15 protein-coding genes are annotated in these 13,930 nt (G+C 41.2%); 12 read left to right on the plus strand and 3 right to left on the minus strand.

The window, feature by feature from the left end:
- Nucleotides 1-34: 34 nt before the first annotated feature.
- The 10 genes from pta (at nt 35) to ACMUMQ_RS10380 (ending at nt 8,648) form a co-directional block, all read left to right on the plus strand.
- Nucleotides 35-2,134, plus strand: coding sequence for a phosphate acetyltransferase (gene pta, locus ACMUMQ_RS10335; RefSeq protein ID WP_414681911.1), 2,100 nt, complete (start codon nt 35-37; stop codon nt 2,132-2,134).
- 108 nt (nt 2,135-2,242) lie between these two features.
- Nucleotides 2,243-2,614, plus strand: coding sequence for a hypothetical protein (locus tag ACMUMQ_RS10340; RefSeq protein ID WP_414681912.1), 372 nt, complete (start codon nt 2,243-2,245; stop codon nt 2,612-2,614).
- 61 nt (nt 2,615-2,675) lie between these two features.
- Nucleotides 2,676-3,131 carry a pilin gene (locus ACMUMQ_RS10345; protein WP_414681913.1) on the plus strand — a complete coding sequence of 152 codons (456 nt, stop codon included), beginning with the start codon at nt 2,676-2,678 and terminating at the stop codon, nt 3,129-3,131.
- The gene (locus tag ACMUMQ_RS10350) at nt 3,128-4,078 is read left to right on the plus strand and encodes a GspE/PulE family protein (protein WP_414681914.1); all 951 of its coding nucleotides are present in this window, start codon (nt 3,128-3,130) and stop codon (nt 4,076-4,078) included. Before ACMUMQ_RS10345 ends, ACMUMQ_RS10350 begins: the two co-directional genes overlap by 4 nt.
- On the plus strand, nt 4,065-5,129 hold the full coding sequence (locus ACMUMQ_RS10355; RefSeq protein WP_414681915.1) for a type II secretion system F family protein: 1,065 nt from the start codon (nt 4,065-4,067) through the stop codon (nt 5,127-5,129). Before ACMUMQ_RS10350 ends, ACMUMQ_RS10355 begins: the two co-directional genes overlap by 14 nt.
- Complete coding sequence (locus ACMUMQ_RS10360; protein WP_414681916.1) at nt 5,130-5,912, plus strand: prepilin peptidase; 783 nt, start codon at nt 5,130-5,132, stop codon at nt 5,910-5,912.
- A 3-nt stretch (nt 5,913-5,915) separates the two neighbouring features.
- Nucleotides 5,916-6,527 carry a dephospho-CoA kinase gene (coaE, locus tag ACMUMQ_RS10365; protein WP_414681917.1) on the plus strand — a complete coding sequence of 204 codons (612 nt, stop codon included), beginning with the start codon at nt 5,916-5,918 and terminating at the stop codon, nt 6,525-6,527.
- Complete coding sequence (gene yacG, locus ACMUMQ_RS10370; RefSeq protein WP_414681918.1) at nt 6,521-6,745, plus strand: DNA gyrase inhibitor YacG; 225 nt, start codon at nt 6,521-6,523, stop codon at nt 6,743-6,745. Before coaE ends, yacG begins: the two co-directional genes overlap by 7 nt.
- Before the next feature lie 26 nt (nt 6,746-6,771).
- Nucleotides 6,772-7,986, plus strand: a complete 1,215-nt coding sequence (locus tag ACMUMQ_RS10375; protein ID WP_414681919.1) for a response regulator — start codon at nt 6,772-6,774, stop codon at nt 7,984-7,986.
- Entirely contained in the window at nt 7,986-8,648 is a 663-nt protein-coding gene (locus tag ACMUMQ_RS10380) for a sensor histidine kinase (RefSeq protein ID WP_414681920.1), read from the plus strand. The genes ACMUMQ_RS10375 and ACMUMQ_RS10380 overlap by 1 nt, the downstream gene beginning before the upstream one ends.
- Nucleotides 8,649-8,739: 91 nt before the next feature.
- On the opposite strand, the gene ACMUMQ_RS10385 is transcribed toward ACMUMQ_RS10380, so the two are convergent.
- A complete protein-coding gene (locus tag ACMUMQ_RS10385) occupies nt 8,740-9,762 on the minus strand; it encodes a polysaccharide lyase family 7 protein (RefSeq protein WP_414681921.1) in 1,023 nt (340 codons plus the stop codon).
- A 236-nt stretch (nt 9,763-9,998) separates the two neighbouring features.
- The gene (gorA, locus tag ACMUMQ_RS10390; protein WP_414681922.1) at nt 9,999-11,375 is read right to left on the minus strand and encodes a glutathione-disulfide reductase; all 1,377 of its coding nucleotides are present in this window, start codon (nt 11,373-11,375) and stop codon (nt 9,999-10,001) included.
- 183 nt (nt 11,376-11,558) lie between these two features.
- Here gorA and xthA point away from each other — a divergent pair, with 183 nt between their 5' ends.
- Entirely contained in the window at nt 11,559-12,371 is an 813-nt protein-coding gene (gene xthA, locus ACMUMQ_RS10395) for an exodeoxyribonuclease III (RefSeq protein ID WP_414681923.1), read from the plus strand.
- A 180-nt stretch (nt 12,372-12,551) separates the two neighbouring features.
- Nucleotides 12,552-12,866 (plus strand): ArsR/SmtB family transcription factor, encoded by a 315-nt coding sequence (locus tag ACMUMQ_RS10400; RefSeq protein ID WP_414681924.1) that lies wholly within the window; start codon nt 12,552-12,554, stop codon nt 12,864-12,866.
- 63 nt (nt 12,867-12,929) lie between these two features.
- On the opposite strand, the gene ACMUMQ_RS10405 is transcribed toward ACMUMQ_RS10400, so the two are convergent.
- On the minus strand, nt 12,930-13,769 hold the full coding sequence (locus tag ACMUMQ_RS10405) for a DNA ligase (protein ID WP_414681925.1): 840 nt from the start codon (nt 13,767-13,769) through the stop codon (nt 12,930-12,932).
- Nucleotides 13,770-13,930 lie beyond the last annotated feature (161 nt).

Genomic DNA, 13,930 nt, shown 5'->3' on the forward strand with positions numbered 1-13,930 from the left:
ACATTTAAACATAACGGATTTATTAGGATTAAATATGTCAATTAATGTACTTATGACGGTTCCTACTGGCCCTGGCGTTGGTTTAACCTCTGTCTCAGTTGGGTTGGTTCGCGCACTAGAACAGCAAGGTTTAAAAGCCAGCTTCTTCAAACCTATTGCACAACCTCAACCAGGCGACAAAGGCCCAGATAAATCAACAGCCATGGTTGCTCAAGGCTCAACTTTAACACCTGCAGAACCCATTCCTCTTCACGAAGCTGAGCGTTACTTATATAACGACAACATAGACGAATTGATGGAAGAAATTGTTGGGCGCTTTCAAGCGAGCGTTGAACCAGATTCAACCGTTATTGTTGAAGGTCTTGCTCAAATTGCAGGACACCCTTATGCAACACGTTTAAACAAAGCCATCGCTCGAACACTTGATGCCGGCCTTGTACTAGTGACAGCACCGAATAACATGCGTGTAAACGAACTAGAGCATCACGTTGAAATCGCGGCTGGATCTTACGGCGGTATAAAAGCCAACGATGTCATTGGGTGTATTCTAAACAAAACCACACCAGGATCATTAGGCGTAAAATCTTATGGCGACATGTTCGCACAAAGAGGAATTTTCAAACGTAATTTCAGCCTGCTCGGCCAAATACCTTCTGCGGAAGAGCTGACTTATCCTCGAGTAAAAGACGTTGCAGACTTCTTAAATGCTCGCGTCATCAATCCAGGTGATATTGATTCTAGACGAGTTCAATCCTATACCCTTTGTGCTCGTGGTGTGGAAAACATGCTTGAAGCTTTACGCCCAGGTGTGTTGGTATTCACGCCAGGAGACAGAACAGATGTCATCATGGCAACAGCCATAGCTGCACTGAACGACATCAAAATCGCTGCACTCGTATTGACTGGTGGTTATCAACCAAGTGAAAACCTAATGTCTCTTTGCGGGAAAGCCATGGCAAAAGGTTTGCCTATTCTCTCTGTTGAATCCAACAGCTGGGAAACCGTGATTAATATGCAATCCTTTAACCAAGAAATTCCGTTGGACGATAAAGAACGTGTACTCATGGTAAAAGAGCATATTGCTCGATGCATTGACCATGACTGGATCAATTCATTCGCCATGAACCAAGAGGAGCGCAAATTATCTCCTCCTGCATTCCGCTTCCGTCTTATTGAGTTGGCTCGCTCTCTTAATAAACGCATCATCCTGCCGGAAGGTGAAGAAATACGAACTATTCAAGCAGCTTCCATTTGTGCCGAGCGCGGCATTGCTCGCTGTACATTATTAGGCAATGAAGCGGAAATCCTCAGGATTGCTCAGAATAATGGTGTTGAATTAAACCACGGCGTGGAAATCCTTGACCCTCTCAGCATACGCGAGCGCTATGTCGCGCCTATGGTGGAGTTAAGGAAAAATCGCGGTTTAACAGACATTGTGGCGCGCGAGCAACTTGAAGACAATGTTGTGCTCGGCACTATGATGCTGCAAGTTGGTGATGTTGATGGCTTAGTGTCAGGAGCCGTCCACACAACGGCAAACACTATTCGCCCTGCACTACAGCTCATTAAAACGTCACCTGATTCAAGTTTGGTTTCTTCTGTTTTCTTTATGTGCCTACCGGATCAAGTATTGGTTTACGGTGACTGCGCAATCAATCCAGACCCAACAGCTGAACAATTAGCTGAAATTGCCATTCAAAGTGCCGACTCTGCCGCCGCTTTTGGTATCACACCAAAAGTTGCCATGATCAGTTACAGCACAGGTGGCTCTGGAACGGGTAATGATGTTGATAAGGTGCGTGAAGCAACAACCATTGCTCAAAACCTTCGTCCAGATCTACTCATTGACGGCCCATTACAGTACGATGCAGCCATTATGGAGAAAGTCGCGAAACAAAAAGCACCAGACAGTAAAGTTGCTGGTAAAGCCACTGTGTTCATCTTCCCTGACTTGAACACAGGTAACACAACGTACAAAGCCGTACAACGAAGTGCTGACGTTGTTAGTATTGGCCCTATGCTGCAAGGCATTCGCAAACCGGTAAATGACTTATCTCGTGGCGCTTTAGTCGATGATATTGTCTATACCATCGCGATTACAGCCATTCAAGCTGGACAGGCTCAACACTTGTAACAGCCTTCCCCCAATGTCCAATGCAGGCAAATTTCATTACCTGTATTGGACATATCACCGAATGCCAATTAGTATTTATCACTTAACTTATCTAAGTTGGTGATCATTATGTCTGGAAGTCTTCCACATTCCATCGCTGTTTCAAGTCACACATTAACCGGCACAACTACGCCTGGTTACACGACATTTGACTTGCGCTCAGATGAAGACACCAACATGGCCGCTCTAAATGCGCGAAACGCAAAAGCTTCTAGCGATCTTATCGTCACCATATCCGAAGAAGGTCAAGCACTGTCACAGGATAATAGAAAGAAGCTTGATGAAATCGAAGATAAGGAATCCAAACAATTGATTGAAGAATTGGAAGAAGAGTTCGATGAAAGTGAGCTAATCTACACAACTTCTTCTACTCACAACCAATCTAATAAGATTGATGATGAAGCCCTATTAACCGGAGGCTCTCTAGATCAAACTGTTTAACCCGCAATAAAAAACAAACGAATTGGCAGGATGCCATTCATAAATCTTCAAGGAGTGAAGAATGCAAATATCTCGTCCCTATTTACGTGGTTTTACCCTCTTAGAACTTATGGTGGTTATTGCCATCATCTCCATTTTAGCCAGCTTATCCGCTCCCACATTTACGCGCCAAATTGCCAAAGCTAAGCTCATAGAAGCGCAAAATCTCGCCACCCAACACCAATCTCTCGTAGAAGAGTTTATTCTCTTGAATGGAGATTTTCCTACCAGCAGCGAATTCGATTTAATAAAAAGCACTTTATCCGAAAGCTCTATTGTTAAGTCCATTATTGTGGAAAACCAAAGTGACGACACAGGCGACATCAAATTAACATTTAATACCAGTACCGCCATTACTGAAGGGGAATTTCTTACCTATTCCCGCGATAGCAATAGAAACTGGAGCTGCTCCTCTGACTTAGATGACAACATTCTACCGAACCAGTGTGTAAGCGCGTCTACAGGAGAAGAGGAATGACACTAGAAGAAATTATCTCAAATGCAGTCAACGAAAAAGCCACAGACATACACATTGAACACACTAACTCTGGCATACAAATCCACCAGCGTTGTTATGGTCAATTAAATAAAGTCACCGAGCTTCTGCCAAACAGCAGCTTAATCAACCGTATAAAAATACGCGCAAATTTGGATTTATCCGAAACCAGAAGAACTCAAGAAGGACAATTTCTCTTTGAAGAAAGAAATCGCAGCACGTTTATTCGAGTCAGTATCATAGCAACCGTCCAAGGCGAAAAAATCGCCATGCGCTTGCTACCAGAGAAAAACCAACTAACACTAAATGAGATTGGCATTCAAACCGCCCTACTTCAAACATTGAACTCAACGCTTCAATACCCTAGCGGTCTTATTCTTGTGTGTGGCGCAACAGGAGCCGGTAAAAGCACCACATTATATTCATGCTTGGAGCAACTAAATAATGGAAAACGCACCATTTTTACCATTGAAGACCCGGTCGAATACGAGATTCCAGGGTTATTCCAATGCGAACCAAATCAAGCCATAGGCTTAGATTCTGCAGCATTATTAAAGTCATTTTTAAGGCAAGATCCTGACGTCATTATGGTAGGCGAAATCCGTGATGCGATAACTGCCAACTTAGCTGTGAATGCTGCCCTTACTGGACACCTTGTTTTAGCAACACTTCATACTAATTCAACACTCGACGCCATACACAGATGTCATGGCTGGAAGGTGGATTTCTTCTCTTTAGCCAGTTCGCTGAAATTGATTATTCATCAATCGATGCATTATAAATCAGAATTCCAGCAACCCATTTTCAATGGCTTGCTGCCTCTATGGAAACAAAATCTACCACTGGATTACAAAAGTCTGATCGAATCCCCAGTACTCTGGCAAGCTTTCTCTCATCAAGATAATGAGGTGAATAATGCCTTGGTATAGCCTCAAAGATCAGCATAACAAAGAAGAGTACCTTTACAGCCCGTCTGAAAACGAGCTTGTTTTTTCACAGATAAAAAACAGAAAGTGGCACGTATCAGTCAAAGAGTGGAAGCCCAAAAAACTAGATTATAAAGCTCTGCTTATCTTTTATGAGGAAATACAAAGTGCGCTACATTCAGGCTTACAACTTAACCAAGCCATTTCACACCTTGCACAGTCATCGACTCATGCAAAAATAGCCAATATTAGTAAAGCACTGTATGGCGAGCTATCAAAAGGAGCTTTATTCAATGAGAGCCTTAGCAAACTTACTCTTCCTGCAGCAGCGCCATACTGTCAACTCATTAACTCTCAAGGAACACGTGAGGATTGTGAAGAGAGCTTAGCCGTTTCTATTCTTCAATTAAAAACCTTGCTCGGCTGGTCGCAAAGGTTGCTCAAGTCGATCGCCTACCCTTTTAGCATCATTCAAGTCGCACTCATTATTTTAATAATTAACAACGCCCTTCAAACCAAAAGCCCGACAGAGCAAATTTTCACACTGGCCTCAGACCTCATGCTCTACGTATTTTGCAGTGGGCTTCAGTTACTCATCATTCAAAGTTTGTACAAAGGCAATGCAATGTATTGGTTAGAAAGGTTCAGCGGAGATTTCAGGCTCACCAAACTTTTTTCCCTACTAAGCACTACAAGAAAAACAGGGCTTTCATTACAAGACGCTTTAAAAAGTATGCCGGAGTATTTCAAATACGAACCGATAAGGATGGAAATATTAACAGTTTTCTACAAGCTGCGTTTAGGCCAAAACTATACAAGCAGTTTTCCGGCGCACTGGTTCCCCAAAGAATCCGCGATAGCGCTTCACTCAGCAGAACAAGATGGCGACATAGAAAGAGCCTTGACACTAGCTTCAGCTGCCCATGAAAAACATTGGCAAAAAAGCGTCTCTCTACTGGAGAAAATCATCCCTGCACTTTGTCTTTTTGTTGCAGGAGGGTTTGTTGCTTCTGCGCTTGTTGCTTTGTATACCCCTTTATTGGAGGCGCCATAAATGCTTACATCATTTTTAGAATATGCCTTATACGGCTTATTTTTCTTAAGCCTTGGAAGCTTTTCAGCGGCTTTCAGTGTTCGTTGGCCTGAGAAAGCGTTTCTAAGCTGGCAACAAGAGGCTCACCAGATTTTATCCATACCTTTTCAAAACACACCTCTCACAGATGATACAAAACGATCCCAATGTCCAAACTGCAAACACACTCTTGCATGGTTCGACCTCATTCCACTATTAAGCTACTTCTTTCTCAAGCGACGATGTCGCTATTGCATGCAGATCATCTCTTATCGCTATCCGGCAATAGAAGCACTACACCTTATTTGTTGCTTACCACTCCTATGGATTCATCCTGATACAAAACTATTAGTTCTACATGCATTGTTACTCAGCTCATTCATTACACTTGCTGTCATTGATGCAGAGCATAAACTGATCCCAGATGAGTGCTGTGTTGTCATCTTAGCTTGCGCCCTATCTATTAACCTGATCAACCAAACACTAGAAAGTAGCGTATTAGGACTGCTGATAGGCTATGGCTCTATCTACGCTCTGCATTGGGGATATAAAGCTGTACGTGGAAAAGATGGTATAGGGCTGGGTGATGTCAAATTGATCGCTGCGATCGGAGCCTGGCTAGGAATATTCGAGCTTGCCCCCATGTTACTTTGTGCAAGTTTATGCGGAATCCTATACAATGCGACCTTAAATAAAAAAGATTCAGGCTCTGTACCATTTGGGCCATTTTTAATTTTTTCCGCGATACTGGTATTTTATTTATAACCTATGACAAACATCTCATCTCCTATCATTGGTCTTGCTGGTGGCATTGGATCTGGCAAAAGCACGATCACTAAACATTTCAATCAACTTGGAATTCAAAGTGTTGATGCCGATGATGTTGCTAGGTTGGTTGTTGAACCAAATACCCACTGTCTTAATAGAATTCACCAACGCTACGGTGATGATATTTTGCTGGAAGACAAGTCTCTAAACCGTCGCGCTTTACGTGACATCATCTTCAACCAACCAGAAGAAAAAGCTTGGTTAGAAAGCCTTACTCACCCTGCCATTCGTAACGAGATACAAGTTCAATTAAAAAAAATATCCTCTCCGTACGGAATGCTCGTTCACCCTCTTCTGTTTGAAACAAAGCAAAATAGCTCATGTAAATTTGTTATAGCAATTGACGTTCCTGCCGATATACAGATCCAGAGAGTTATGAGCAGGGATAATGTAAACAGGGACAACGCCGAAAAAATTATGGCCACGCAGTTAAGTAATGCAGAGAGAATAAAAAGAGCGGATCTAATTTTGGAAAACGCTGGTAGCATTTCCGACATGAATGCTAAAGTTTTAACATTGCACCACAAAATTCTAGAGTCATTACCATGCTAAACAATAATTCTGTAACTTTAGTCAGTTGCCCAACATGCCAAAAAAAAAGCCCATGGACAACTGAAAACAAAGATAGACCTTTTTGCAGTGCAAGATGCAAATTAATCGACCTAGGAGAATGGGCAAGTGAGTCTTACGCTATTCCTCAACAAACATCGGAAGAAGACGAAATTTTTTCTGAAGACTTAGTTATTGACCCAAATAAGTCCTTTTTATAATTGCTAAACACGGAATGTAATCCTTTATGGCTGTACAAGATTTTTCCAATAAAAAAGCACTCCTTATAGAAGATATGGCAGAAGCCCGCATAATGCAGCGCAAAATGCTAACCGACTTTGGCTTCAGCTCTATTGATATTGCCATGAAAGCAGAGACAGCCATTGAATTACTCAGAAGCAAATCTTTTGACTTGATATTGTCCGACTACAACCTAGGCAATGGTAAAGACGGTCAGCAATTACTTGAAGAAGTAAGACATTCTAAATTAATTCCAAACACGGCTACTTTTTTAATGGTAACGGCTGAAACCTCCATTGAAATGGTGATGGGCGCTATCGAATTTCAGCCCGACGGCTATATAACAAAGCCTTTCTCACAAGCCATTCTACAGCGACGTTTAGCAAAATTACTGCAAACAAAAGAGCGCATGCTCGATGTAAATATCGCCCTCGATGCGGAAAATTATGAAGACGCCATTACTGCAGCTACTGCCGCCATGGAAAAATACCCAGCCTTGACGGGCAAATGTGAAAGAATCATTGGTGACTGTCTTTTAGAATTAAAAGACTATGACAAAGCACTTACTCTGTTTAAAAACACCATTAAAGAAAGAAAAATGCCTTGGGCTCTATTTGGCAAAGCCAAAACGAATTTCCTAAGAGGTGACTTTGACAAAGCTGAGCAAAATTTTCGTCAGCTAATGCTAGATAACCGCTTTTTTGTTAGCGCTTATGATTGGCTAGCTAAAACCCAAATTGCCCAAGGCAACTCAATAGAAGCCCAAGAAACGCTTATTGACGCTATAGGTAAATCACCAAAAAATCTGTTACGTCAAATGGAACTTGGTCGTATCAGCATGATAATAAAAGATCATTTAACTGCTGAAATGTCTTACAGAAGAGCGGTTTTTTTAGCAAAACACTCCTGCTACAACACTGCAGAAGTTTACCTCAATCATTTGGAATCCCTTGCTCGACTTTCAGACGAAGGCCCATTACTTCCACGCCAAAGAGACAATTTCAATAGTACTCTTAAAAAGATACAAGAATCCTTCTCTGATGACCCGTCCGTCAAAGCCAAAGCTTATGGTTATGAGATAGATGTTTTCTTAGCAGAAAAAGACACTCAGTCCGCAAAAGATATATATGAAACTTGGCTCAATGAAGTAAAATCTGGTGCGGCCACCAAGCCAACAGAACAACAAATCGCCCTATATTCAAAAGCGTTTGGAAGTGAATAATGAAAAAAATGGATATCAGCACCATCTTAGCGAGCGCAATACACGAGAGCAAAAATCAAGTAGGAACGTTACTTTATCAACTGCAAACTTTGAAAGAAATTTCAGACTTTCAAGGTTCAAACAAAACTAAAATCGTTCAAATTGAAGAGTCTTTAAAAAAACTCAATGATGAATGGGTCGAGTACTTGTACCTGTATCGCTTAGCGTCAAATGGATACGACCTACATGTAGACACTTTTTTAATGGATGAATTCTTAGACGATCAAGTATTTGCTCTTCAACCTTCCGCAATAGCAAAAAACTTAGAGTTAGATTACACCTGCGACCCAAGTCTTACTGGCGTATTTGATGAGCGATTAATGACCGCAGTTGTGAGCACTGCAGTTTATAACGCATTGCGTTTTGCTAAATCAAAAATCAATATAAACGCAAAAAAAGAAGGCGACTTTCTTGTTATTGCCGTAGAAGATGACGGTAAAGGTTTTCAGCCACATCAAGAGCAAGATGATATTTTTCATGAAGCGAATACAGGATTAGGACTGTATTTTGCAGAACTTTCTGCAACCGCTCATGCAATCAACCACACATCTGGGTTTATCAAAAAAGACGCCTCTACTTTAGGTGGAGCCAGCTTAAAAGTATATTTACCCCAACTAATATGATTTAGAGGCGAATAAGTTTTATAATTTCTAGCCTTGTAAAAAAGCCCAGATCAATCTGGGCTTTTTCATTTAACGAAGTATTGTCGTTAGATTACTGATTCAGTTCCAGTTTGTAGAAAGTGGCTTGCGTATAATCGCCTGCTTCTACTCCACGGTTCATACAGCCAGAAGAACCTTGATTACACTGATTATAAGCACCGGCTTTAAAATACATCCAATCTTGTGCGTAACTGCGATCAAGATTTTCTCTACCTGGATAAGGCTTGCTTAGGTCTACAGAGAAAGTGACCACTTTTTCGTCAGCTTCTCCGATGTCACGCTTGAACGTAAGGTTCATAATATTCCCAACCACGTTCACATCGTATTCAATCAGCTCACCCAGTGCGATACCGTCTTGCGGATCTGCATCTGCTTTAGTGAGATTGTTCTTGCCGAACACATCGTGACGAATGTCTGTACGATCTTTTTTATTTTCAGGGTTCGTTTCATAAGTCCAGAAAACGCTACCATGTTCATGGTTTGGCATTTTACGATAGAAGATTTTCAACGGTTCATTTTTAGAACCATGAATCTGACCAATAACCACGGCATGAGCACCAATCTTTTTATCATTACCACTGGTACTAACCGCATCAACCGTCAATGCAGCACTGAGTTGACCACCAATAGCGCCAAAGTCTTTTGCATTCTTATGGGCCTCTACGGCAAAGTTCGTTAAAGGTGCGCTGTATGTGTACGCATTTTCCACATCCAACATGGCGCGCAATTCACTGCGAGTGTTTTTACTGTTTGGCGTGGTTGGGCCTGTGTTTGGTGCGGCAAAGACAACAGCACCCGTTTCTGAATTGGTGTAAAACCATTCAGGGTGAACGTATGGATAATTCACATAGTTTAAACGGTCTGCGGTGATTTCCATTTCCTTACCTTTTCGAGCTTCGGTTCTGTCACCGATAGGTAAGTTAATCTTCCACTTTTTCATGTCGAAGTTTTCAGCAGGCGCTTTAGAAGGGTCCAGTTTACTAGCAAGTTCTGCTTGGTAATCTGTCATAGTTGCCGCAATAGCGGATTGAGAAAGTACAATTGCACTGATAGCGAGCACGAGAGCTTTTTTCATCTTCGTCTTCCTATTTTATTGTTATGTAAGAAGTTTTTATTTAAAAAGTATTAGAATTAATCCAATTCGATCAATACTGAACTCATTATGTATTAATCATACAAATAAGTGAACCTATATTACATTGATAAATGTCAGTAAAAACAACCTCGTCATATCACTCTATAATCTGCACAAATCCCCCATAAAAAAAGGCGCTTTTCAGCGCCTTTCAAAACTCAATAATAAAGCGGATTTTATTTGCGCTCTTTTAAAGCATTGGCCGAGAAAGTAACAAACTCTTCTGCACTCGTTGGGTGAACACCAACAGTGGCATCGAAGTCCGCTTTTGTCGCGCCCGCTTTAATAGCAATGCCCAAACCTTGAATGATCTCGCCAGAGTAATCGCCTACCATGTGAGCACCGATCACTTTATCGTCAGCGTTGTTGACCAATAACTTCATCAAGGAGCGTGTTGTTGCGCCACTCAAGGTATGCTTCATTGCACGGAAGTCTGTTTGGTATACACGGAAGTCGATACCGCGGGCTTCCGCTTCTTGCTCTGATAAGCCCACTGTGCCAATCGCTGGTTGACTAAATACCGCAGTTGGAATGTTGTCGTAGTCAAAATCGACTTCTTTTCCATCAAACCAATAATCAATCAAAGCCATGGCTTCTTTGATCGCAACAGGAGTCAATTGGATCTTGTCTGTCACATCACCTAGTGCAAAGACACTTTCCGCTGTTGTCTGAAAGTTATTATTTACTTTAACTGCGCCGTTTTTACCAAACTCAACGCCCGCTTTTTCTAGATCTAATGGAGCAACGTTTGGTACACGACCTGTTGCATACAAAATCAAACCAAAGCTTTCAGAGCTTCCATCTTTAAAATGAACCAAACGCTCACCATTTGGATCATCAGCATCTAATAACTCAATACGCTCAACGTCTGTATTTAATCGAACATCAATACCTGACTTCGTATACTCTTCACTAGCAAAAGCGCGAACATCTTCATCAAAACCGCGTAATAATTGATCGCCACGATATGCCAAAGAAGTATCCACTCCTAAACCATTCAAAATACCAGCAAACTCAACAGCAATGTAACCACCACCAACAACCAAGGCTTTACCCGGTAAAGATTCCAGATAAAACATCTCGTTTGAGCTAACAACCAAATCACTACCTGGAAATTCTGGGATGAAAGGCTTTGCGCCCACAGCGATCAAAATACGTTCCGCCGTGTAGGTTTTACCACCGACAACAACAGTATGGGAATCAACAAAACTTGCGTAGCCAGAAATCACTTCTACTCCAGCGTTCCCAAGCATGTTGCCGTAAATGCCGTTCAAACGTTCGATTTCTTTCGTTTTATTGTCTCTTAATACAGACCAATCAAACTTTGTGCCTTCGTTTGACCAACCAAAACCCGCTGCTTCGCCAAAGCCATGACCATATTCAGAAGCATAAACAAACAATTTTTTTGGCACGCAACCAATATTCACACAGGTTCCGCCCAAAGCGCTACCCTCCGCAACCGCTACTTTATAACCTTTTGACGCTGCAACACGGCTGGCACGTACGCCACCAGAACCTGCACCAATAACAAATAAATCGTACTGATAAGCCATTTAAGCTCTCCAATGTTTGTTTATTAAAATTATCCCCTGAGTGTAACAGGGGTTTTTGAAAATGTTAAAAACAATGACTTTATTAGCATGATCAAAAAAACTAACTAATTCTAACGAGTTAACCGCTTTATGAGTTTGTAACATCTAGGTATGATTAAGGAAATTCAACACGGAATGATTCTCATGAAGTTCGTCTCTTTTAATATTAATGGTTTACGTGCTCGACCACATCAAATAGAAGCATTAGTAGAAAAACACTCGCCAGATGTCATTGGCCTACAAGAAATTAAAGTGCATGACGATGCCTTTCCCCATGAAATCCCTGAATCCGTTGGTTATCACGCTTATTATTACGGTCAAAAATCCCATTACGGCGTCGCCATTTTCAGTAAACAAGAAGCGACTAAAGTCGAGTATGGTTTTCCTGGTGATGAAGAAGATGCACAACGCCGAATGATCATTGCCACCTTTGATACACCTAAAGGACCGGTAAAAGTTCTGAATGGTTATTTCCCACAAGGTGAAAACCGAGATCACGAAACAAAATTTCCAGCGAAACGAAAGTTTTATGCGGATTTAATGGAATACCTTGCTTCTCACTCTCCTGATGAAAACATCATTGTCATGGGAGACATCAATATTTCTCCGACAGATTTAGATATAGGCATTGGTGAGCCAAACGCAAAACGTTGGTTAAAAACAGGGAAATGTAGCTTCTTACCAGAAGAGAGAGAATGGTTTACAACACTTGCAAATTGGGGACTAACGGACACTTATCGCAAGCTTAATCCAGAGAAAAACGATCGTTTTAGCTGGTTTGATTATCGCTCTAAAGGCTTTGATGATACGCCAAAACGAGGGTTGAGAATCGATGTTATTATGTCTTCAAATGGCTTAACACCTCATTTACAAGATGCCGACGTTGATTATGATTTAAGAGGCTTAGAAAAGCCTTCCGATCACGCACCAATTTGGACAACTTTTGACTTAAATTAGGTCGAGTTTTGAAAAGCGACAACTGATCAAAAAACAAACAAATCTACGTAGTGTACGCCTTGCTTGATGAGAACAACTATTAACCGCGACTACCCCCAGATTTATCCACAGACAATGTGGATGGTTTGTTTATAGCTTAAAGCCCAATATAAAGCAGCGAAAATTAAAGTGAGCAGAATTATGGTAAACAAAACACTCTCAATGGAAGAGATGCTAACACAATCATCCCAAGCCGCTGGCTTCTTAAAAGCCTTGAGTAATGAAAATCGCCTTATGATTTTGTGCTATTTATTAGATAAAGAATTATCTGTAACAGCATTAAATGAAAAGCTGCCTTTAAGCCAATCCGCTCTTTCTCAACACCTTGCAGTGCTGAGAAAAGACGGCTTGGTTAACACCAGACGAGAATCACAAACTATTTTCTATAGTTTAGGAGATGAGAGAGTTAAGACGTTAATTCAAACACTGCATGGATTATTCTGCCCATCTCTATAAATCTTAACAACTCTTCCAATTACAGCTGTATAAAAAACTCGCACTAACCAAGGCTAAAAGCCACTAATAGCCTTGGTTTCGAGGTCTTAAATAACTCGCAAATCTCGGCACTCCTCGATCCGTAAAGCCATGATATTTATAGGTTATGTAATCACCTATTTTAGGAGGTGAACGTCTTTCTTCATCGGAAAAGCCACTACCGATTTTAAAGCGTATACCTGACGGCATTTCTACTAAAATAGAACCCATCATACCATCGTATTTCCCTGAGCCATTTAGGATCTCAATCACCTTTGCTTCCGCGTCCATATGCGGCTTTAGCTTCAACAAATTATCAGTACGCCCACTTTCAAAGCGTGCAAGCTTACGATGTAAGATTAGCCCTTCCGCACCTTGCTTTACATAATCCTCTAAAAGTTGCTGAAGCGCCTGATTACTTGATACTGAAATTTGCTTAATAGGAATCACATGGGGTAAATCCAGACTGTTAACTATCTGTGTATAACGCTTATAGCGCGCTTCGAACGTCATGACTTTTTCTTCATCTGGCGCATCAAACACCATATAACGGATTTTATGCCACTCACTGTCAATTGGGGTATTTTTACTTACCGTCGACATAATAAATTGAAAGTCATTTCGTTTAGACCAAAGCTCACCATCCAGCCACACATTCGGCAACTTTTCGATAAACCAATTGGGCGCATGAATGGTATTTCCTTGACGAGAAACCAGAGCCGTTCCAGTCCAAATAGCACGCACGCCGTCGTATTTCTCACTGACTAAATATTGCCTAACATCCGTGCTTTCAGAATAAACACTTGCCAGTTGAACATCAGGATTTGCAAACAAAAAGAAAGGGAAGTAACAGAGAAAGAGTAGTAAGCAGTTTTTAAGCTTCATGATTCAGTCCTTTGATATCTGAGTTTAAAATTGCATTCCGTCTTAGTATTTTCCATAACACTAATTGACCGAACGCATCTTTACGCTAAACGATTTTATTTTAGGAAGCAAACCTTCCGACTTCTAAAAATAAAAAGGCCCGTATTCGTTTCCAAATACGA

Source organism: Marinomonas algae, from assembly GCF_047525555.1.
Classification (GTDB): Bacteria; Pseudomonadota; Gammaproteobacteria; order Pseudomonadales; family Marinomonadaceae; genus Marinomonas.